17 protein-coding genes are annotated in these 18842 nt (G+C 74.9%); 11 read left to right on the top strand and 6 right to left on the bottom strand.

Annotation, left to right across the window (positions count from 1 at the left end):
- The first annotated feature begins 62 nt into the window (after window positions 1–62).
- Window positions 63–1100 (top strand): EamA family transporter, encoded by a 1038-nt coding sequence (locus SCA03_RS03430; RefSeq protein WP_086814785.1) that lies wholly within the window; start codon window positions 63–65, stop codon window positions 1098–1100.
- On the opposite strand, the gene SCA03_RS03435 is transcribed toward SCA03_RS03430, so the two are convergent.
- Complete coding sequence (locus SCA03_RS03435; protein ID WP_030884407.1) at window positions 1087–1812, bottom strand: pyridoxamine 5'-phosphate oxidase family protein; 726 nt, start codon at window positions 1810–1812, stop codon at window positions 1087–1089. The two genes, SCA03_RS03430 and SCA03_RS03435, sit on opposite strands and share 14 nt — an antisense overlap.
- A 59-nt stretch (window positions 1813–1871) precedes the next feature.
- Here SCA03_RS03435 and SCA03_RS03440 point away from each other — a divergent pair, with 59 nt between their 5' ends.
- A complete protein-coding gene (locus SCA03_RS03440) occupies window positions 1872–3197 on the top strand; it encodes an aminotransferase class I/II-fold pyridoxal phosphate-dependent enzyme (RefSeq protein ID WP_030889748.1) in 1326 nt (441 codons plus the stop codon).
- A 12-nt stretch (window positions 3198–3209) separates the two neighbouring features.
- Here SCA03_RS03440 and SCA03_RS03445 read toward each other — a convergent pair whose 3' ends face one another.
- Window positions 3210–3635 (bottom strand): pyridoxamine 5'-phosphate oxidase family protein, encoded by a 426-nt coding sequence (locus SCA03_RS03445; protein WP_030884412.1) that lies wholly within the window; start codon window positions 3633–3635, stop codon window positions 3210–3212.
- A 157-nt stretch (window positions 3636–3792) separates the two neighbouring features.
- Between SCA03_RS03445 and SCA03_RS03450 the strand changes: the two genes are divergently transcribed.
- Both SCA03_RS03450 and SCA03_RS03455 read left to right on the top strand, forming a co-directional pair.
- Entirely contained in the window at window positions 3793–4413 is a 621-nt protein-coding gene (locus tag SCA03_RS03450; protein WP_230988470.1) for a cysteine hydrolase family protein, read from the top strand.
- Between the two features lie 142 nt (window positions 4414–4555).
- Window positions 4556–4882: a MazG-like family protein gene (locus SCA03_RS03455; RefSeq protein ID WP_030889745.1), complete on the top strand. Its 327-nt coding sequence runs from the start codon at window positions 4556–4558 to the stop codon at window positions 4880–4882.
- Window positions 4883–4907: 25 nt separating this feature from the next.
- On the opposite strand, the gene SCA03_RS03460 is transcribed toward SCA03_RS03455, so the two are convergent.
- Together SCA03_RS03460 and SCA03_RS03465 are read right to left on the bottom strand one after the other, a co-directional pair.
- Window positions 4908–5639 (bottom strand): SDR family NAD(P)-dependent oxidoreductase, encoded by a 732-nt coding sequence (locus SCA03_RS03460; protein ID WP_030884420.1) that lies wholly within the window; start codon window positions 5637–5639, stop codon window positions 4908–4910.
- Between the two features lie 86 nt (window positions 5640–5725).
- Complete coding sequence (locus SCA03_RS03465; RefSeq protein WP_030884422.1) at window positions 5726–6043, bottom strand: hypothetical protein; 318 nt, start codon at window positions 6041–6043, stop codon at window positions 5726–5728.
- A 95-nt stretch (window positions 6044–6138) separates the two neighbouring features.
- On the opposite strand from SCA03_RS03465, the gene SCA03_RS03470 reads away from it, so the two are divergent.
- A complete protein-coding gene (locus SCA03_RS03470; RefSeq protein WP_030884425.1) occupies window positions 6139–6999 on the top strand; it encodes a LysR family transcriptional regulator in 861 nt (286 codons plus the stop codon).
- 119 nt (window positions 7000–7118) lie between these two features.
- On the opposite strand, the gene SCA03_RS03475 is transcribed toward SCA03_RS03470, so the two are convergent.
- The gene (locus SCA03_RS03475) at window positions 7119–7934 is read right to left on the bottom strand and encodes an endonuclease I family protein (protein WP_030884428.1); all 816 of its coding nucleotides are present in this window, start codon (window positions 7932–7934) and stop codon (window positions 7119–7121) included.
- 194 nt (window positions 7935–8128) lie between these two features.
- On the opposite strand from SCA03_RS03475, the gene SCA03_RS03480 reads away from it, so the two are divergent.
- Window positions 8129–8575 carry a MarR family winged helix-turn-helix transcriptional regulator gene (locus tag SCA03_RS03480; protein ID WP_030889741.1) on the top strand — a complete coding sequence of 149 codons (447 nt, stop codon included), beginning with the start codon at window positions 8129–8131 and terminating at the stop codon, window positions 8573–8575.
- Between the two features lie 112 nt (window positions 8576–8687).
- Window positions 8688–9821, top strand: coding sequence for an FAD-dependent oxidoreductase (locus SCA03_RS03485; protein WP_086814783.1), 1134 nt, complete (start codon window positions 8688–8690; stop codon window positions 9819–9821).
- 299 nt (window positions 9822–10120) lie between these two features.
- Here the strand turns inward: SCA03_RS03485 and SCA03_RS03490 are convergent, their stop codons facing one another.
- The gene (locus SCA03_RS03490; RefSeq protein ID WP_141275231.1) at window positions 10121–11434 is read right to left on the bottom strand and encodes a COG1470 family protein; all 1314 of its coding nucleotides are present in this window, start codon (window positions 11432–11434) and stop codon (window positions 10121–10123) included.
- Window positions 11435–11675: 241 nt separating this feature from the next.
- On the opposite strand from SCA03_RS03490, the gene SCA03_RS03495 reads away from it, so the two are divergent.
- The 4 genes from SCA03_RS03495 (at window position 11676) to SCA03_RS03510 (ending at window position 18770) form a co-directional block, all read left to right on the top strand.
- On the top strand, window positions 11676–12428 hold the full coding sequence (locus SCA03_RS03495; RefSeq protein ID WP_086817834.1) for a helix-turn-helix transcriptional regulator: 753 nt from the start codon (window positions 11676–11678) through the stop codon (window positions 12426–12428).
- 155 nt (window positions 12429–12583) lie between these two features.
- Window positions 12584–15769 carry a DUF11 domain-containing protein gene (locus SCA03_RS03500; RefSeq protein WP_141275196.1) on the top strand — a complete coding sequence of 1062 codons (3186 nt, stop codon included), beginning with the start codon at window positions 12584–12586 and terminating at the stop codon, window positions 15767–15769.
- Window positions 15766–16467 (top strand): Pvc16 family protein, encoded by a 702-nt coding sequence (locus SCA03_RS03505; protein ID WP_030884445.1) that lies wholly within the window; start codon window positions 15766–15768, stop codon window positions 16465–16467. The genes SCA03_RS03500 and SCA03_RS03505 overlap by 4 nt, the downstream gene beginning before the upstream one ends.
- Window positions 16464–18770, top strand: a complete 2307-nt coding sequence (locus tag SCA03_RS03510) for an ATP-binding protein (RefSeq protein WP_086815363.1) — start codon at window positions 16464–16466, stop codon at window positions 18768–18770. The genes SCA03_RS03505 and SCA03_RS03510 overlap by 4 nt, the downstream gene beginning before the upstream one ends.
- The last annotated feature ends 72 nt before the right edge of the window (window positions 18771–18842 follow it).

Genomic DNA, 18842 nt, shown 5'->3' on the forward strand with positions numbered 1-18842 from the left:
CCGGTGCGGTGTCAGGAGGCGAGGAGGACGACCCTCCTGTCGCCTGGTGAGATGATGCGCCGATGCCTGACTCCACTTCCGCGCAGGCCGGGGTGCGCGCCCCCGCGTCCGGGCTCGGCCTCGCCCTGCTGTCGGCCTTCGCCTTCGGCGGCTCCGGGGTCGCCGCCAAGCCGCTGATCGAGGCGGGCCTCGCACCGCTGCACGTCACCTGGCTGCGGGTCGCCGGCGCCGCGCTCGTCCTGCTCCCGGTCGCCTGGCGGCACAGGGGGCTCGTGCGCGAACGCCCCGCGCTGCTCCTCGGCTTCGGGCTGCTGGCCGTCGCGGGGGTGCAGGGCTTCTACTTCGCGGCGCTCTCCCGTATTCCCGTGGGGGTCGCCCTGCTGATCGAGTACCTGGCGCCCGCGCTGGTGCTGGTGTGGGTGCGGTGCGTGCAGCGCCGTCCGGTCAGCCGGGCAGCCGCCGTCGGTGTGGTCCTCGCCGTCGGCGGGCTCGGCTGTGTGGTGGAGGTGTGGGCCGGGCTGCGGCTGGACGGCCTCGGTGTGCTGCTGGGGCTGGGCGCCGCGTGCTGCCAGGTCGGCTACTTCGTGCTGTCCGACCACGGCAGCGGCGGGGACGACGGCAGGCCGCCCGCCGACCCGCTGGGCGTCATCGCGTTCGGGCTCCTGGTCGGCACGGCCGTCCTCACGCTCGTCGCCCGGCCGTGGGAGACGCGGTGGAGCGCGCTGGCGGGCACGGCGCGGATGGACGGCAGCCCGGTGCCCGCCTTCGCGCTGCTGGTGTGGATCGTGCTCGTCGCGACCGTGACGGCCTATCTGACCGGGGTCGTCTCGGTACGCAGGCTCTCACCGCAGGTCGCCGGGGTGGTGGCCTGTCTGGAGGCGGTGCTGGCGACCGTGCTGGCGTGGGTGCTGCTGGGTGAGCGCCTCACCGGGGTGCAGCTCGCCGGGGGCGCCGTGGTGCTGCTGGGCGCGCTCATCGCACAGGGCGCCACACCGAAGGAGCCCTCGCGGGTGGCCGGTTCGGGGCCGGGGGCGTCCGGCGCGGGGGCGCTGCCGGAGCCGGAGGCGGGCGAGGGCTCCACCGGCGTCAGCGTGCGGTGAGGTAGCCGGGCACCGGGATGCCGGGCCCCGGTTCGTCGGCGGGCACCGGCGTTCCGTAGGTGCGGGAGACGGGCAGTACGCCGGACCAGTACGGGAGGTTCCGGTCCTCCGGCTCGTCCTCCGGGCCGCCGGTGCGGACCTTGGCCGAGGCTTCGGTGAGGTCCACCCGGACGACGGCGGTGGCGGCCAGTTCCTTGGCGTCGGCCCGCCGTGAGTCGTCCGCCCGGCCCGGGACGATGTTCTCCACGAGCGCGTCCAGCGCGGCGCAGCGCTCCGCCGGGTCGGTGACCTGCCTCGCGAGCCCGTGCACCACGACGGAGCGGTAGTTGACCGAGTGGTGGAAGGCCGATTTGGCCAGCACCAGCCCGTCGACGCGGGTGACGGTGAGGCACACCGGCATCCCCGGCTCCGGCCGCCCGGCCTCCCGCAGCGGCCGGGAGCCCGTCGAGCCGTGCACGTACAGCCGTTCGCCGACGCGTGCGTAGAGCGTCGGCAGGACGACGGGGGCGCCGTCGCGGACGAAGCCGAGGTGGCACAGGTAGTCGTCGTCGAGGATCGCGTGCACCAGCTCGCGGTCGTAGCCGGCGCGTTCGCGGGCGCGCGTCGGCCGCGTCCGGGCCGTCGGGCCGTAGGCGGCGGACGCCTCGTCGGGCTGTTGTACGCCCTGTCGGCCGGGGTCGGGCTGCCTGGAGGTCGGCTGGTCTGCGGGCATGGCGGCTCCCCCTCGGGTGGGATGTGCGCGAGCTTTTGAACTAGTGCATACTGTTCTTTGTGCTAGGAGAGTATCGGATCACGGGCCGGGGCGCAGCAGAGATCGCGGCCGGCATCGAGCGCGCGGTCGGCGCCGGGGAGCTGGCGCCCGGCCAACCCCTGCCGCCGCTGCGGGAGTTGGCGAGCACACTGGGCGTCAACCCGAACACGGTGGCCGCCGCCTACCGCACGCTGCGGGACCGCGGTGTGGTGGAGACCGCGGGCCGCCGGGGCACCCGGGTGCGGCACCGGCCGGCCACGGCGCCCCGCGAGAGCGCCCGCGTGGAGGTGCCGCCCGACGGCGTCGACCTGGCGGCCGGCAACCCGGACCCCGCGCTGCTGCCGCCGCTGGGCGAGGCGTTCGCCGCGGCGGCGGCCGCACCGGAGCCCGTGCTGTACGGGGCGCCGGACATCGACCCCGGGTTCGAGGCGCTCGCCCGCGAGATGCTGGCCGCCGACGGGGTGCCCGCGGACGCGCTCGCCGTCACCTCCGGCTCGCTGGACGCCATCGAGCGCGTCCTCGCGGCCCATCTGCGCCCCGGGGACCGGGTCGCCGTCGAGGACCCCGGCTGGGGCAGCCTGCTCGACCTCGTCCCCGCCCTGGGGCTGCGCCCCGTCCCCGTCGCGCTCGACGACGAAGGGCCGCTGCCCGCCGCGCTGGAGGAGGCGCTGGACCAGGGTGCCCGTGCCCTCGTCCTCACCGCGCGGGCGCAGAACCCGACCGGCGCCGCCGTCACCGCCGAACGGGCCGCGCTGCTGCGGGAGGTGCTCGCTGCCCGCCCCGAGACGCTGCTCGTCGAGGACGACCACGGGCACGGCATCGTCGATCTGCCGCTGCACCCGCTGTCCGGCGCCACCCGGCACTGGGCGCTGGCGCGCTCGGCGGCGAAGGCGTACGGCCCCGATCTGCGGCTGGCGGTGCTGGCCGGGGACGCGGTCACCGTGGACCGGGTGCGCGGCCGGCAGCGGCTGGGCCCCGGTTGGGTCAGCCATCTGCTCCAGCGCGCCCTGGTGCATCTGTGGCGCACGGACGCCGTGGATCCGGGCGCGGTGGCCGCCTCCTACGGGCGGCGGCGCGCGCGGCTGCTGGAGGAGCTGGCCGCCCGGGGCGTCACCGGGCGCGGGCGCAGCGGCATGAACGTGTGGATCCCCGTGGCGGAGGAGACGGGCCCGGTCGCCCGGCTGCTGCGGGAGGGCTGGGCGGTCGCCCCGGGTGCCCGCTTCCGGCTGGCCTCCGCGCCGGGGCTGCGGGTGACGGTCTCCCCGCTGGACGACGGTGCGGCACGGCGCCTGGCCGAGGCCGTCGCCGCCGCCGTGCGCCCCGCGTCCCCGCGCCGCTACGAGTGACCCCGGCCGCGCTCACAGCTTGCGGAAGTCCCAGGAGACGACGGCGTCGGGCACCAGGCGCAGCCACGCGTGGCGTCCGTCGTGCGGCATCCGGTCGAGACGGAAGTACTTGGCCGCGAACAGGGGCTCGACGGCGTCGAGTTCCGGGCACGGCTCCCCGGTGCGCGGCGCCTCCCCGACCCGCTCCACCCGGCCGGTCAGCTCCACCCCGCGCAGCTCGCCGTACTCGTGGCCGTCGTCGACCAGCACCGCCGTGTGCGGCCGGGCGGCGAGCTGTCTGAAGCGCCTGCTGCGCACCAGCGAGTAGAGCCACAGCGCGCTGCCGTCCCAGGCGAACCACAGGGCGCTCAGGTGCGGTGCGCCGTGCGCGTCCACCGAGGCCATCCGGCAGGTGCGCTGGCCGGTGAGGAAGGCGTCCCGTTCCTGCGGCGCCATCATGATCCGTCGTCCCCTGCGCTGCCCGCCGTCCTGGCTCACGTCCGCCTCCCCGGGGCTTAACTTCTGACGCTCCGTCAGACAGCATGGGGGCGTACCCGGCGGTGCGCAATGCCGCCGCCCGGGATCCGAAGCCGCCGCAGCGGAAGGGGTGGTGGTCGTGACGGCCCGCCCAGCACTGCCCGAGCCCGGCACCACCGCCCTGCTCACCGTCGAGTGCCAGCGCGGCGTCGTCGGCGAGGAGAGCGCACTGCCCGAACTCGCCCACGAGGCCCGTGCGTCGGGCACGCTGGAGCGGATCGCCCGGCTCGTCGGGGCCGCGCACGAGCGGGGCGTGCAGGTGCTGCACGCGGTCGCCGAACGCCGGCCCGACGGCAGGGGCGCGGGCCGCAACGCCCCGCTGCTGCGCGCCGCCGAACGCCTGCCGGTGCGCCAGCTCACCGGCTCCGACGCCGTGCGGATCGCCGCACCGGTACCCGTCGCCGAGGAGGACCTGACCGTCCGGCGGCTGCACGGGCTCTCCCCGCTGGCCGGCACGGACGTCGACGCGCTGCTGCGCAACCTCGGCATCCGCTGCCTCGTCGTCACCGGCGTCTCCACGAACGTGGCCGTGCCCAACGCCGTGTTCGACGCCGTCAACCTCGGATACACCGCCGTGGTGCCCGCCGACGCGGTGGCCGGGGTGCCCGCCGACTACACCGCCGCCGTGCTGCGCCACACGCTGTCCCTGGTCGCGACCGTCACCACGACCGCCGAACTGCTCGACCACTGGCGCACGTGAGCCCGGCGGGCGGCGTAGGCTGCGCCCGTCGTCCGGCACCGGCCGTCCCGCGCGGCTCGCCGCCGCGGGGGCGCCCGGGCGCTCGCCGGCCCGCCCGCCGTGCACCACGGCCGGGCCCGACCGTGGAACCGTGAAGAGGCACATGCTCACATCCGACCAGTGGTCCACCGTCCAGCGGCTCGTCGACTGGCTCGACGCCCACAACGGCCGCGGGGCCGAGGAGTTGGGCCAGCGCATCCTGAAGCTCACCGAAGAGGTCGGCGAGGTCGCCCAGGCGTGGATCGGCGCGCGGGGACAGAATCCCCGCAAGGGCACCACCCACACCGCCGAGGACGTGCGGGGTGAACTGTGCGACGTCATCGTCACCGCGGCCGTCGCGCTCGCCAGCCTCACCGAGAGCCCGCGCGAGGTGCTCGACGCCGAACTCGCACGGATCGCCGCCCGGGCGGACCGGCAGCCGTCCGGCTGACCGCCGCCCGCCCGGGCGCGGGGTGTCAGGCCCGCCGGCCGCCGTCGACCGACAGGGCGATGCCGGTCACATAGGACGCCTCGGGGGAGCACAACCACACGGCGGCGGCCGCCACTTCCTCCGGATCGGCCGGCCGCCCGAGCGGCGTGGCCGCCGCCTGCCGTGCGACCAGATCGCCCCCGGCGCGCGCCGCGACCGCGTCGAGCCCGGCGGTCCTGGTCAGCGCCGGGCACAGCGCGTTGACGCGGATGCCGTCCGGCGCGTGGTCGACGGCGGCCGTCTTCGACAGCCCGACGACACCGTGCTTGCTCGCGACATAGTCCGGTGCGCCCGGGATCGCGTACAGGCCGCCGTTGGACGCGGTGTTGACGATCGCGCCGCCGCCGCGCCGCCGGAGCGCGGGCAGCTCGTACTTCATGCACAGGAACGTGCCGGTGAGGTTGGTGCGCAGCACGTGCTCCCACTGGGCGAGCGACAGCTCGTCGAGCCGGTGGTCGGTGGAGGCGACGGCCGCGTTGTTGAGCGCGAAGTCGAGCCCGCCGAACGCCTCGACGACCCGGTCCACGGCCTGCCGCACGGAGTCCTCGGCACCGGTGTCGCAGACGACCGCCTCGGCCGTGCCGCCCTCGGCCACGATCAGCTCCACCGTTTCGGCGGCGCCCCGCTCGTCGAGGTCGAGCACACCGACCGCGGCGCCCCGCCGGGCGAACTCCCGGGCGCTCGCCCGCCCGATACCGCTCGCGGCGCCGGTGACCAGCCCGGCCTTCCCCGCGAATCCCGCGGATCCCGCGAAGCCCGCGGATCCCGGGGATGTCCCGGAACCCGCGGACGCTCCGGTGCCGGTCACGACAGCGGCTCGTGGTTGACCCAGACGGCCTTGTACGGGTAGCGGGCCTGCCAGCGCCGGATCAGTTCCCCCGCCCCGGGCAGGGCGAAGACGGCGTTCAGGGCGTCGAGGTCGGGCAGGCCGAACTGGATGACGGCGGTGGAGACGAACACGGGGCTGTGGTCGTCACCGGGAACCCGCAGATGGCGCCGGGCCGCGAACGTCCGGACGTGCCCGGACCCCATCATCAGGTCCTCCAGCTCCTTGAGGTACTGGTCGAGATCGCTGTCAGGAATCGGTGCGTCAAAGGAGACGATCATCGTGTGGTGCAACATGCCTCCAGTGAACTGCGGGTACTCGGGGAGTGTCCAAGATCGCCTCGTTCTGCGGCGATAACCGGAGGGAATCGCTGCGCGGTACCCTGGGAGCCATGAGCGACCTGGAGACCCGCGAGCTGGAGTACTTCGTCGTGCTGGCCGAGGAACTGCACTTCGGCCGCGCCGCCGCACGTCTGGCCCTCGCCCAGCCGGCGCTGTCGAAGACGGTCCGGCGCATGGAGTCCCGGCTGGGCGTCCGGCTGCTGGAGCGGTCGAGCCGCCGGGTCGCCCTGACCCCGGCCGGTGAGGCGCTGCTGCACCACGGTCGGCACGCGCTCCAGGCGGTGGGCGCCGCCGTCGAGATGGCGCGCCGGGCCGGGAACACCGAGGCGCCGCTGCGGCTGGTCATCAAGCCCGGCGGCGACGCCGATCTGCTCTCCGGGATCCTCGCCGCCTACGCACGGCAGCCCGACGCACGCCAGGTCGACATCGTGTTCGGCGGCGCCACCGACCGCGCCGAACACGTCCGCGACGGGCGGGCCGATGTGGCGCTGCTGTACGCGCCGTTCGACGATCTGACCGGCCTCGACCACGAGACGCTGGCCGTCGAGGACCGGGTGGCGATCCTGCCGCGCGGCCACCGGCTCGCCGCACGCGCGGAGTTGACGCTGGCCGATCTGGCGGACGAGACCCTGCCGCGCTGGAAGGGCGTGCGGTGGACGGGCGGGCCCGATCCCGCCGACGGACCGGAGATCTCCGACGGGGCGCAGATGGCCCAGCTGATCCGGCTCGGCCGCATCGTCGCGGTGCTGCCGCGCTCGCTGGCCCGGCCGGAACAGCCGGACCTGGCCTACCGGACCGTGACGGACGCGCCGGAGAGCCGGCTCGTCCTCGCCTGGTCGCAGACCGACCGCCGGCCGCTCGTGGCCGCCTTCGTGGCGGCGGCGGTCGAGGCGAACGGCGCCCGGCCCTGAGCGGAGGGCCGTCCCCGTCGGCCGGGTCGCCCCCGCCGGCGGCCCGTGCGGACCGCCGGCGGGGAAGCGGGCGTCACGACCGGCCGGGCGTGGGCGTCACGGCCGATCGGGCGGGGGCGTCAGGACCAGATCTCGCCCACCCATTCCGGGTGGTCGACGAACGGATTGCGGTTGTGCTGGAAGCGGTCGTATATGACGTCGTTGCGGCGCTTCTCGAAGTCGTCCGGCGGGTCCTGCTCGCTCCACTCCTTCAGTACCGACAGCCGCCCCAGCTCGGGGGCCGAGCCGTTGTCGACCTTGTCGTTCGGCTCCAGGTCGGGGAAGGAGTCGTCGCCCTCGTAGCGCACCGCCATGTACAGGACCATGCGCGCCACATCGCCCTTCACCTCGTCCCGGGGCTCGAAGGAGTCGTCGTCCGTGCGGTTGCCGGGCGCCTCCTGAAGCTCCTCGCCGCCGTTGTCGAAGTCCTTGTTGCCGCGTTGGCTGTTGACCGAGACATCGGTCGGGCGCAGATGGTGGACGTCGGTGCCCGGGCCCGGTGACGTGCCGAAGTCTCCGTGGGACTTGGCCCACACGTGCTCCCGGTTCCACTGGTCGGCGTCGCCGCCGTGGTCGTCGGCGCTCTGGGAGCGGCCCGTGTAGAGCAGGACGACGTTCGAGGAGTTGTCCGGGTCCTGGTCGGTCTCCTTGAGCGCGTCCCACACCTCGTCGTAGGAGAGCGTCTCGGACTCCTTGATGATGCCGTGCAGCGCCGACTTCAGTTCCGGCCCGCTCTTGCCCTCGGCGTCGTCGTAGTAGCCCTCGGGTGCGGCGTAGGCGGACGGCGGGCCGGCGGCGTGGTGGGGGACGGCCGCGGCGCCGGCCGGTGCCTGGGCCAGTGTCAGCAGGGCCGCGGTGGAGACCGCGGCCGTCAGGGGAGCGCGAAAGACACGCATGGGGGGTCCTCCCGACGGACGGCGGCGCCCGCGGCCGGCCGACGGCCCCGCGCGCACGCCGTTATGGACATGTCACGGCAGCCTGCCATGCGCCGGAACACGAGCAACAGGGGAGTGTCCGGTTCCTCCGTGCTGTCGCGGGGTGGAATGTTCGAGCTTTGACTGTTCGAGTTCTAACTGTTAAGGTTCCTGTCATGGGCGCAGAGGAAGTCACATCAGCCGGCAGCCTCGACCTCATGCGCTGGATCGTGTGGGCCCAGCGCAAGGTCGGCGAGGACGGGATGCGGAAGCGCGAACTCAGCCATGAGCAGGGCTTCGTGCTGGGCTATCTGGTGCGCAACCCCGGGGCGATCCAGCGCGACATCGCGGAGGTGACGCGCACGAGCCCGGCGAGCGTCTCCAGCCTGCTGCGGGGGCTCGAACGCCGCGGTCTCGTCGAGCGCCGCACGGAGCCCGGGAACGAGCGCAGCAAACGCGTCCACGCGACGCCGGCCGCCCGGCAGCTCATCGCCGGCCTGGAGTCGGAGGTGAAGGCCGTGGAGGAGACGATCCTGGCCCCGCTGGACGAGTCCGAGCGCAAGGCGCTGCACACCCTGCTCACGAAGATCACCGCGGAGCTGCCCCGGCCGAGCCGGTCGTAGCCGCACCCCCGCGGCCCGGCCGCGCCCGACGTACCCGCACACACCCCAACACCCCTTCGCCGCACCGGTGTCCGCCGGGGCGCGCGCCGACCTGCCCGGAGACGGAGTCACCATGCACACCCCTGTCACGATCATCGGAGCCGGACTCGGCGGCCTCGTGCTCGCCCGCGTCCTGCACGTCCACGGCATCCCGGCGACCGTCCACGAGGCCGAGCCCTCGCCGACGGCGCGCTCCCAGGGCGGGATGCTCGACATCCACGAGGAGAACGGCCAACTCGCGCTGGAGGAGGCCGGCTTGACGGACGCGTTCCGGGAGCTCGTCCTGGAGGGCCGCGAGGCGATACGGATCCTCGACCGGGACGCGAACGTCCTGCTGGAGCGGCCCGACGACGGCTCGGGAGGCCGCCCCGAGGTCCAGCGCGGCGAACTGCGGCAGCTGCTGCTCGACTCGCTGCCCGCCGGCACCGTGCGGTGGGGGCACAAGGCGACCGGCGTGCGCGCACTGGGCGGGGGCCGCCACGAGGTTTCCTTCGCCGACGGCGGCACCGTCGTGACGGAGCTGCTGGTCGGCGCGGACGGCGCCTGGTCCCGCGTCCGGCCGCTGCTCTCCGACGCCGTACCCGCCTACATCGGCCGGTCGTTCGTCGAGACCTGGCTGTACGACGCCGACGTCCGGCACCCGGCCGCCGCGAAGACCGTCGGCGGCGGCTCGCTCCTGGCGCTCGCCCCGGGCCGGGGGATCCAGGCCCACCGGGAGAAGGGCGGCACGCTGCACACCTATCTGGCGCTGTCCGAACCGCAGGAGTGGTTCGCGGCCGTCGACTTCACCGACGGCGCGGCGGCTCTCGCAAGGATCGCGCGGGAATTCGACGGCTGGGCCCCGGAGCTGACCGCGCTGATCACCGAAAGCGACACCGCTCCGGTCCTGCGGCCCCTCAGCGGACTGCCGGCCGGCCACCGCTGGGACCGGGTGCCCGGTGTGACGCTGCTCGGCGACGCCGCGCACCTGTCCGGGCCGAACGGTGAAGGCGCCAACCTGGCCATGCTGGACGGGGCCGAACTCGGCAAGGCGCTCGCCGCGCACCCGGGCCGCACCGAGGCGGCCCTCGCCGAGTACGAGCGGGCCATGTTCCCGCGCGGCACCGAGGCCGCCCTCGACGGCGACCGGCTCCACGAGTGGATGTTCGGCGCCGACGCGCCCCACGCCCTGGTCGCCGCGTTCCGCCAGGAGGACGAGCGGGCCTGAACGCCTCCCGGGGCCCGGCGGCGGCCCCGGTGTGTGCGGGAACCGCTCCGAACGCCCCTGCATACACGGGCAGTTGGTGCGCGTCGAGGGCCGTGCGGGCACATTCGAGGGGCCGGTGGGGCACCTGGGGATGCCCGTGCGGCCCTGCCCGACGGGGCCGTGCACGCAGGTGTATCGAATGCGTCAAGTTGCGCACGGGATTGGCTGGGAACGTCCGTTTCCTGTGGGCACACCTGGACGAGAAACGTTCCGGTGTCTTCTTCTTGCACAGCAGGCAGTGAACGCCTCGGAGCCTCTCTTCACCGTTTCAGATCGCTCAGCGTGCCGCTCACGTTCAGTACCTCGTGACAGCCGGATGCCCGCTTGCCGGTGGCCGGTGTGCCGGGCTTTGTGCAGGTCACGTCGGCGGTGACGGTGGCGCCCTCGGAGATCCGGATGGGGGTGACCCAGTGATAGTCCTGATTGCGGAACGTCTCCAGCGCGATCGTCGTGATCTTCCGCTTGCCGAACTTGATCGTCACCAGGCCCTCGTCGCCCTGGAAATTCGCCACCACGATGTCGGTGATCCCCAGCACCTTTCCCTCGGGCACCTCGTACGTTCCCGCCTTCCGGTCGCCGCCGCCGGACTGGACGTCGATCGTCGCCGAACTCTGCCGCCCGCTGCCCGGCACGACGTCCGGACCGGTGACCGTGCCGCCGTTGCCGCCCCCGCCGCCGCCCGGGCCGGAGCCCTGGCCGTCCGCCTTCCCGCCCGCCCCGTCCTTCTTGCCTCCCGGGGCGGTGCCGCTGCCGGCGCCGCCGTCGCCGTCCTGCTCGGCGCCGCCCTTCGCGGCGCGCTCCTCGGCGGCGTCGTGCGCGGCCTGCTTGGCGGTGCTGCGGACCGCCGGGCGGACCAGCGCGAACCAGGCGAGCAGCAGGGCCAGCAGCGCGGCGAGCAGCGCCAGCAGCCACTTCGGGAACACCGACAGCTGGACGAACTCGCCCTCCAGCGGCGGCTGCCGGACCTCCGCCGCCGCTGTCTGCTCCTTCTCGTCCAGCGCCCCGGCCGTGTCCACGCCGAAGGTCCAGGTGACCGGGGCGCCGAACCAGATCGGCTTGACGGCCCGCACCCGCAGCCCCGCCTCGGCCGACTCGCCCGGCTCCAGGCGCGGTTGCCCCTGCTGGAGGGCGAATCGCAGCTCCTCGCCGTCCTGGGTGCCGGCCAGCGGGACCGTCACCGGCGCGTTGCCCTGGTTGCGCACCCGGACCCGGTAGCGCGCGCCGAGCCAGCCGCGCCGGCGCCGGGGCTCCAGCTCCCGCCGCAGCTCGTGGAAGGGGGTGACGGTGACGGTCGTCTCCGGAACGGTGACCAGGTCCGGCTGTTCCCCGGGGAGCACGCGCACGCCGAGCGGTACGTCGCCGGCCCGCACCTCGGGCGAGCGCGGGGGAGTCAGCCGCACCGTCACGGTCTCGGAAGTGCCCGGGTACAGCGACACCCGTGCCGGCTCGACGGTGCTCCATTCCGCACAGTCCCCGACGACCTGGAGTGCGTACGCCTCGACGATGTCGGTGTCGTTGCGGATGGTCAGGCTGGTCGTCGCCGTCTCCCCGGGCGACACCGTCACAGCCGGCATCTCGCGTTCGGCAGATGTGGTCACGCCGCCAACGTAGAGCGCCGCACGCCGCGCGGAAGGGGCGTCCGGGGCAAAGAACGGGCACGTCCGGTGCCTTCGCGGAACACCCGCGCGTTGCCCTTCCCCCGCCGCCGTACCACCGCACCGGGCCGGAGCACCGGAGCGCCCCGCCGGGCGGCCGGGGCCGGACCCGCCAGCAGACCGCACACAGGGAACCTCCGGAAGAGACAGGTACCGAGCGATGACTTGCGCCGAAGAACAGCACACCAGTGACGAGCAGTTGACCACCACCGAGTACCGGGCCGCCGCGGCAGGACAGTACCGCGGCTCCGCCGCCTGGCCGACGGCCACACCCCGCACCCCCGTGCGGCAGGGCCGGATCTCCGTCGCCCTGTACGCCGAGGACGCCATCCTGTACGCGGGCGCCGTCCAACAGCTGCGCCAGCAGCCGGAGTTGGAACTGGTCGACGACGAGGACGCCGACGAGGCCCAGGTGTCGCTCGTGGTGGTGGACTGCGTCAACGAGCCCACCGTGCGCCTGCTGCGCCGGCTGCAACGGAACACGGCCACCCGGACCGGCCTGGTCGTCGGCTCCTTCGAGGCGGACACCTTACAGACGATGATCGAGTGCGGGGTGGCCGCCGTGCTGCGCCGGGCCGAGGTCGACCGGGGGCGGCTGCTGCACCTGGTCACCGCGATGGCCAACGGCGAGGGCGTCCTCCCCGGGGACCTGCTGGGCAAGCTCCTCGACCACGTCAGCAGCCTCCAGCGCACCGTCCTCGATCCGCGCGGGCTGACGCTCTCCACCCTGACGACCCGCGAGGCCGACATGCTCCGGCTGGTCTCGGAGGGCTTCGACACCACGGAGATCGCCCAGAAGACCTCCTACTCCGAGCGCACGGTCAAGAACGTGCTGCACGAGGTCGCCACCCGGCTGCATCTGCGCAACCGCGCACACGCGGTCGGCTACGCGATGCGCCACGGGCTCATCTGACCCACCGCGCCGCCGGACCGGGTACCGGGCACCCGCGCGGTTGCCCGAAAGCACAGCGGCGTCTTCCCCCGGCACGGGTACTCGGGGCCTGGCGCCGCCCGCCGGGCACGGCAAGGCTCGTCCGGAACACACTTCCGGCGACTGCGAGGTGGGCCGTGACCGGCACTGTGGGCCCGGCGGGACGTTCCCGGTGGGGCGGACCTGCGGCCGTCCTGGTGCTGCTGGCCTCGCTGCTCACCGCCGTCACCGGCCCGGGGGCCGGCTCCGCCGCCGCCGCGCCCGGGCCGGACGCACCGGAGGCGGCCCCGGGCCGGATCGTCTTCGCGGGGACGGAACACCGCAGCATGGGCCGGGTCGACGGCGCCCCGGGGTCGGAGGCGAAGAGCGTGGCACTCTTCGGCTCCGGCCCCGCCCACTTCGACCAGCAGTCCTCGGCACGCGGCGGCCTGCTGGTGTTCACCAGCCTGCGCGACAGCCCGAAACCGCAGGTCTATCTGCGCGGAACCGACGGCTCCGTACGGAAGTTGACCACCGGCAGGGACGCGGGGCATCCCGCGCTCGCCCCCGACGGCAGATCCGTGGTGTTCGACTCGGCCGAGCCCGGCCCCGGCGGAACCCAGCGCGATCTGTGGCAGGTCGGCACCGACGGTTCGGGCGCGCGCCGGCTGACCGACACCCCCGCCGACGAGACCTCGCCGACGTTCTCCCCGGACGGCACCCGGATCGCCTACTCCAGCGACGCCGACCCCCTCCGCGGCAAACAGATCTACACCCGGGCCCTGTCCGGCGGGCCGGCGCAGCGCATCAGCGACGGGCCCGCCGGCGACGCCACCGAACCGGAGTGGAACCCCGTGGACGACCCCGCGCACCGGTCGCTGGTGGCCTACACCCTCGACGAGGGCGACGGGAACGGCCCCCGGCTGCGGGTGACCGACGGCGACGGCACCGACGAGCCCCTCCTGGACGGGGAACAGGCCGGCTGGCGGACCCGCTCGGCCGCCTGGCTCCCGGACGGCGAGCAACTGCTCTTCCTCAGCCCCAACGAGGCGTGCGGCTGCGTCACGGGCTTCGACAACGTCTACCGGACCCGGGCGCACGAAACCGGCTACCCCGAGCTGGTGCTGAGCGAGGACCGCAACGTCGACTCACCGACCTGGCTGGGCTCCACACCGGACGGCACGGCCGTCGTCACCCGCACCAGCGCCGAGACCCGGTACCACGCCACGCTCCAGGACATGCGGCAGGACGGGGCCGACCCGCGCGACCTCGGCCTCTCCGTCCTCAAGGAGGACCCCGCCGCCTCCACCGGCACCGAGGACGGAACCGACCCGCTCTTCCAGCCCGCCGAGGGGTACGACCCGTGGACGGAGCGGCAGAGCTACACCCCGGACGGCCGGCAGATCGTCGTCACCCGCTTCCTCGACTCCGAGGCCGGGCGGACCGAACGCATCTGGCTGACCGAAGCCGACGGCTCCCGCCCCCGTGAACTGCCGCTCGACGGCCGCGGACCCGACGTCTGGGACACCGACCCGGCCTTCTCACCCGACGGCAAGCTCCTCGCCTTCACCAGGAGTTCGCCCGGCGGCACCGGGCCGGACGCGGGGAAGGGACGCATCCTGATCGCCGACGTCGCCACCGGCCGGATCGTCGACCGGATCGTCCCGCCCCCGGGACGGACCGACAGCGCCGACGCCCAGCCCGCGTGGTCATCGGACGGCTCCACGCTGGCGTTCACCCGCACCCAGGTGATCGACGGCCACGGCGGCAACAAACATGTGTGGACGGCGCCCGCCGACGCGCTCGACCGACAGCGGGACCTGAGCGCGCGGATGTGCCCCGGCCGCTGCGAAGTGATCGACGACAGCCCGGCGTTCTCCCCGGACGGCGGGAACGTGGCGTTCAACCGCAAGGACGGCGGCGGCCGCGTCAACGAACGCAACGGCATCCTGCTCGCCCCGGTGGACGGCGACGGCTGCCGGGTCCTGCTGCCCGCCGCCGCGGGCGACGACGCGGACGCCTGCCGCCGCGCTCTGCCGGACACCTCGCAGACCGGCCCGTTCCAGCCGCGCGACGTGGCGTGGTCACCGGACGGCAGCCGGCTGGTCTTCACCGCACGCCGCACGGTGGACGGGCACTCGCCCGAGGCGCTGTCCGTCCTGGAACCCGGCACCGGGCGCGTGACCCCGCTCGACCACCGGCTCCCCGGACGGCAGAAGGAGCCCGCCTACCAGCAGTCCGTCGATCTGGCGGTGGACGCCCCGGCCACCGCGCCCCCGATCGAGGTGGACAGCTCCGGCTCCGTCACGGCGACCGTGACCAACAACGGGCCCGCGCACGCGCCGGGCACCCGGCTCACCGTCGCCGTGCCCGCCGGTGTGCGCCTGGACCGGCTCAGCACGGACGAGGGCCGGTGCTCGCTGTCGGCCCTGCGGTGCGATCTCGGGGTGCTCGCGCCCGGCGCCGAGGTACGGATCACCGCGCGGCTGACCGGTGTGACGCCCGGCGACCAGCCCGTCGGCTGGTCCGTCGGCGGAGCGGTCGTCGATCCCCGGCCGGACGACAACGCGGCACGCACCGTGGTGCCCGTCGAGCCGGCGACCCCGCCGCCGTCCCCGGGCCCCACCCCGTCGCCTCCGCAGACCTCGCCACCGCCCTCCGCACCGCCGCCGTCGCCACCGCCGGCGCCGCCCGCGCCGTCGGCCGGGCCCGGTGTGACGGTCGACGCCCAGCCCGACCCGGGCTACGTGGGCGGCCGCGTCGTGGTGACGTACACGGTGCGCAACGGGCGCAACGCGCTGGCGACCGGGCTGCGGCTGCGCCTGGGACTGCCCGCCACCGTCCCGGCCGGGCCGCTGCCCGCCGGCTGCTCGGCGGGGGAGTGCGCGCTCGGTGACCTGGCGCCGGGCGCCTCCACCGTCGTCCGCGTGGTGCTCTCCCCGGACAAGGCGCTCCGGGCCACGATCACCGCGAAGCTCACCACCAGCGGCACCGACGCCGACCCGGGCGACAACGTGGCCAGGGAACGGCTGCGGATACTCCAGCCCCGGATCGTCGCCGTGCCGAAGGTCGGCAAACCCGGGTTCGTCACCTCCGTGCGCGGCAAGGACTTCCCGCCGGGAGCCCGGGTGCGGCTCAGCTGGAAGCCGGGGATCACCGCGGCGGCAGCGCCGACGGTCCCCGGCGCCGACGGGACCTTCATCGCCCAGCTGCTGATCCTCGCCAAGGACCAGACGGGGCCGCGCACCATCACCGCCAGGGGACCCGGCTTCAGCCCGGTCACCACCCGGTTCCTGGTCGTCAACGGCAGCGTCGCACCGCCCGACGAGGTGGCACGCCGGTGATCCACGAAGTCGACGAGGCCCTGCGGGCGCTGCTGGCGGGCTCCGGACTCCAGGAGAGCGGCGTCGAGTTGGTCTTCGACGCGCCCACCAAGGACTGGGCGGCCCGGCGCAACGCACCGACCGTCAGCGTCTTCCTCTACGACATCCGCGAGGACCCCGCGCGCCGGGAGAGCGGCACGGCACCGGAGTACGACGAGCACGGCGTGTGCGTCGGCCGGCGCACCCCGCCGCGCTGGTTCGCCCTGACCTACCTCGTCACCGCCTGGACGAGCCGCCCGCAGGACGAACACCGGCTGCTGTCCCAGGTGCTGACCTGTCTGGCCGGCACCGAGGTGCTGCCCGCCGAGCTGTGCACCGGCTCCCTCGCCGCACTCGGCCTGGCCGTCGGCATCGAGACGGCGGGCGGCGGCGGGCAGGGGCCCTCGGCCGCCGAGGTGTGGTCGGCGCTCGGCGGTGAGCTGAAGGCCTCCGTGGACGTACGGGTCAGCGCACCGCTCGCCGGCGACCGGACCCGCACCGGCCCGCCGGTCACCGAGGGCCTCGTGCTGCGCTCCGCCCAGCAGAGCGAGGGCCGGCCCGCCGGTACCGGCCGCCGGCTGCGGTACGAGGACAGGGCCGACCCCGGCCCCGACGGCTTCGCCGCTCCCCGCGAACGCCGCGTCCCGGCCCGCCGCCGACGCCGGGGACACCCCCGATGACGGTGCGCCTGAAGGAGCTCTCGGACCCGGGCCCCTCGCGCACGGCTCCCGTGCCGGACGACGCCCTGTGGGCCGGGCTCGCCCGCGTCGAACAGCGCGTGCGACGGGCGGTGGCCGACCGCCGGGCCGTCGACCCGCAGCCCGACGACCCCTACCGGGGCCAGTACCTCACCCCGGAGGCCGCCGAGGACCTCCTGGCGTCCCCGCCCGACGCCCTGGCCGCCGCCGTGGACGCCGCGCACCTGCCCCCGCCGCCGGCCGCGACCCGGCTCGGCCGGCTGGCCGCGGGACACGCGCTCGACGCCCTCGACACCGAGCTGCTCCTCGTCGCCATGGCCCCCGATCTCGACGCCCGGTTCGAGCCGCTCTACGGCTACCTCAACGACGATCTGACCCGGCGCCGGCCCACCGTCGGCCTCGCCCTCCAGCTGTGCGGTCTGCACCCGGCGGGGCCCGGACGCTTCCGGCTCGCCCCGGCCGCGCCGCTCGTCGCCCGCGGGCTGGTGGAGATCACCGAGGCCGAACGCCCGCTGCTCACCCGGGTGTTGCGGGTACCCGACCGGGTGACGGCCCATCTGCTCGGCGACGACGCGCTCGACGCCCGCCTGCTGGGCCTCGTCCGTCAGGAACCCGCCGCCGCGACCGAGGACGGGGGCGCGACCGGGACCGGGGCCGAGCCCGTCACCGGAGCCTTCACCGGTGCCTTCACCGGGCAGGGAGCCGACGGCCACGCCACCGACGGCACCGACAGCGCCACCGGGACCGACACCGGTACGGACACCGACGCCGATGCCGCCGTCGACGCCGCCGCCGGTCCGGAGCTGACCCGGCGGGTGGCGGACGCCGTGGCCACCGGCGGCGGGCCCGTCTATCTGCGGGAGAAGGGCGGGGACGCCGCGTCGGTCGCCGTCGACGCGCTCACCGCCACCGGCAGGCGCGCCCTCGTCGTGGACCTCGCCGGCCTCCTCGCCGCACCCGACCCGGCCCGGGTACGGCGCGCACTGACCACGGAGGCGGGCCTCGGGGCGAGCGGCATCGTGCTGGGGCCGGTGGATCTGCTGGAGCCCGGGCGGCCGGAGCGGGCCCGGCTGCTGCACGAGCTGTGCGCCGCGGCCGCCGGTGTGCCGCTCGTCCTGCACGGCAGAACGGGCTGGGATCCGCTGTGGTCGCGGGAGAGCCCGGTGCCCTTCGTCGTCGGCCCGGCCCCGGTGCGCGTCCGGGCCGCACAGTGGCAGCGGGCGCTCGCCGAAGCGGCCGGCGTGCTGGGTGCGCCGGGCGCGGCCGTGCGGACGCCGGACGCGCACACGCTGAGCGAGGTCGCCGCCTCCTGCCGGCTCGGCGCCGCACAGGTCCGCAGGGCCGCCGACGTCGCCGTCCGCACGGCCGCCGTGGACGGGCGGCCGGTGTCCGCGCACCATGTGCGTGCCGCCGTCCGCGCGCAGAACGGCGCGGCTCTCGAACTGCTCGCCCGCCGTATCGAACCCGCCGTCGGGTGGGACGACCTGGTGCTGCCCGACACCGCGCTGCGGCAGCTGCGGGAGCTGTCCCTGCGCGCCCGCCACCGCGAACAGGTGCTCGGCCAGTGGGGGATGCGGCCCGGCGGGGGACGCGGACGCGGCGTCATCGCGCTGTTCGCCGGGGAGTCCGGTACGGGCAAGACCATGTCGGCCGAGGTGGTCGCCGCCGACCTCGGCCTGGATCTGTACGTGGTGGACCTGTCCACGGTCGTCGACAAGTACGTCGGCGAGACCGAGAAGAACCTCGAACGGATCTTCGCCGAGGCGTCCGAGGTGAACGCCGTGCTGCTCTTCGACGAGGCCGACGCCATCTTCGGCAGACGCTCCCAGGTCAAGGACGCGCACGACCGCCACGCCAACATCGAATCCGCCTATCTCCTCCAGCGCATGGAGTCCTTCGACGGCATCGCCGTGCTCACCACGAATCTGCGCTCCAACCTGGACGAGGCGTTCACCCGGCGCCTGGATGTGATCGCGGAGTTCCCGCTGCCCGGCGAGCAGCAGCGGCTCGCCCTGTGGAACACCTGCCTCGGCACGCGCCTGCCCCGCGACGCCGCACTCGATCTGGAGCTGTGCGCCCGCCGGTTCGAGCTGTCCGGCGGCTCCATCCGCGCCTGCGCGGTGACCGCCGCCTACCTCGCGGCGGAGTCGGGCCGGCCGCTGGGGATGGCCCAGATCGCCTCCGCCGTGCTCCAGGAGTACCGCAAGCTCGGACGGCTCGTCGTCGAGGGCGAGTTCGAGCCGTGGCTGCCGGACGTGCGGGGCGGCGCGGGACGGGACGGCTGACCCGCTGCCGTGCGCAGCAGCACCAACTGCCCCGGAAGGCAGCATGTCTGCCCCGCCGCCGGGACCCTGGGG

This window comes from Streptomyces cacaoi (assembly GCF_006539165.1).
Taxonomy (GTDB): Bacteria; Actinomycetota; Actinomycetes; order Streptomycetales; family Streptomycetaceae; genus Streptomyces; species Streptomyces cacaoi.

Excerpts from the sequence above, each read along its gene's own strand:
- SCA03_RS03490 (WP_141275231.1), bottom strand. The coding sequence starts at position 11,434 with ATGCCGGCTGTGACGGTGTCGCCCGGGGAGACGGCGACGACCAGCCTG.
- SCA03_RS03485 (WP_086814783.1), top strand. The coding sequence starts at position 8,688 with ATGCACACCCCTGTCACGATCATCGGAGCCGGACTCGGCGGCCTCGTG.
- SCA03_RS03430 (WP_086814785.1), top strand. The coding sequence starts at position 63 with ATGCCTGACTCCACTTCCGCGCAGGCCGGGGTGCGCGCCCCCGCGTCC.
- SCA03_RS03455 (WP_030889745.1), top strand. The coding sequence starts at position 4,556 with ATGCTCACATCCGACCAGTGGTCCACCGTCCAGCGGCTCGTCGACTGG.
- SCA03_RS03510 (WP_086815363.1), top strand. The coding sequence starts at position 16,464 with ATGACGGTGCGCCTGAAGGAGCTCTCGGACCCGGGCCCCTCGCGCACG.
- SCA03_RS03435 (WP_030884407.1), bottom strand. The coding sequence starts at position 1,812 with ATGCCCGCAGACCAGCCGACCTCCAGGCAGCCCGACCCCGGCCGACAG.
- SCA03_RS03445 (WP_030884412.1), bottom strand. The coding sequence starts at position 3,635 with ATGATGGCGCCGCAGGAACGGGACGCCTTCCTCACCGGCCAGCGCACC.
- SCA03_RS03470 (WP_030884425.1), top strand. The coding sequence starts at position 6,139 with ATGAGCGACCTGGAGACCCGCGAGCTGGAGTACTTCGTCGTGCTGGCC.
- SCA03_RS03475 (WP_030884428.1), bottom strand. The coding sequence starts at position 7,934 with ATGCGTGTCTTTCGCGCTCCCCTGACGGCCGCGGTCTCCACCGCGGCC.
- SCA03_RS03495 (WP_086817834.1), top strand. The coding sequence starts at position 11,676 with ATGACTTGCGCCGAAGAACAGCACACCAGTGACGAGCAGTTGACCACC.
- SCA03_RS03465 (WP_030884422.1), bottom strand. The coding sequence starts at position 6,043 with ATGTTGCACCACACGATGATCGTCTCCTTTGACGCACCGATTCCTGAC.
- SCA03_RS03480 (WP_030889741.1), top strand. The coding sequence starts at position 8,129 with ATGGGCGCAGAGGAAGTCACATCAGCCGGCAGCCTCGACCTCATGCGC.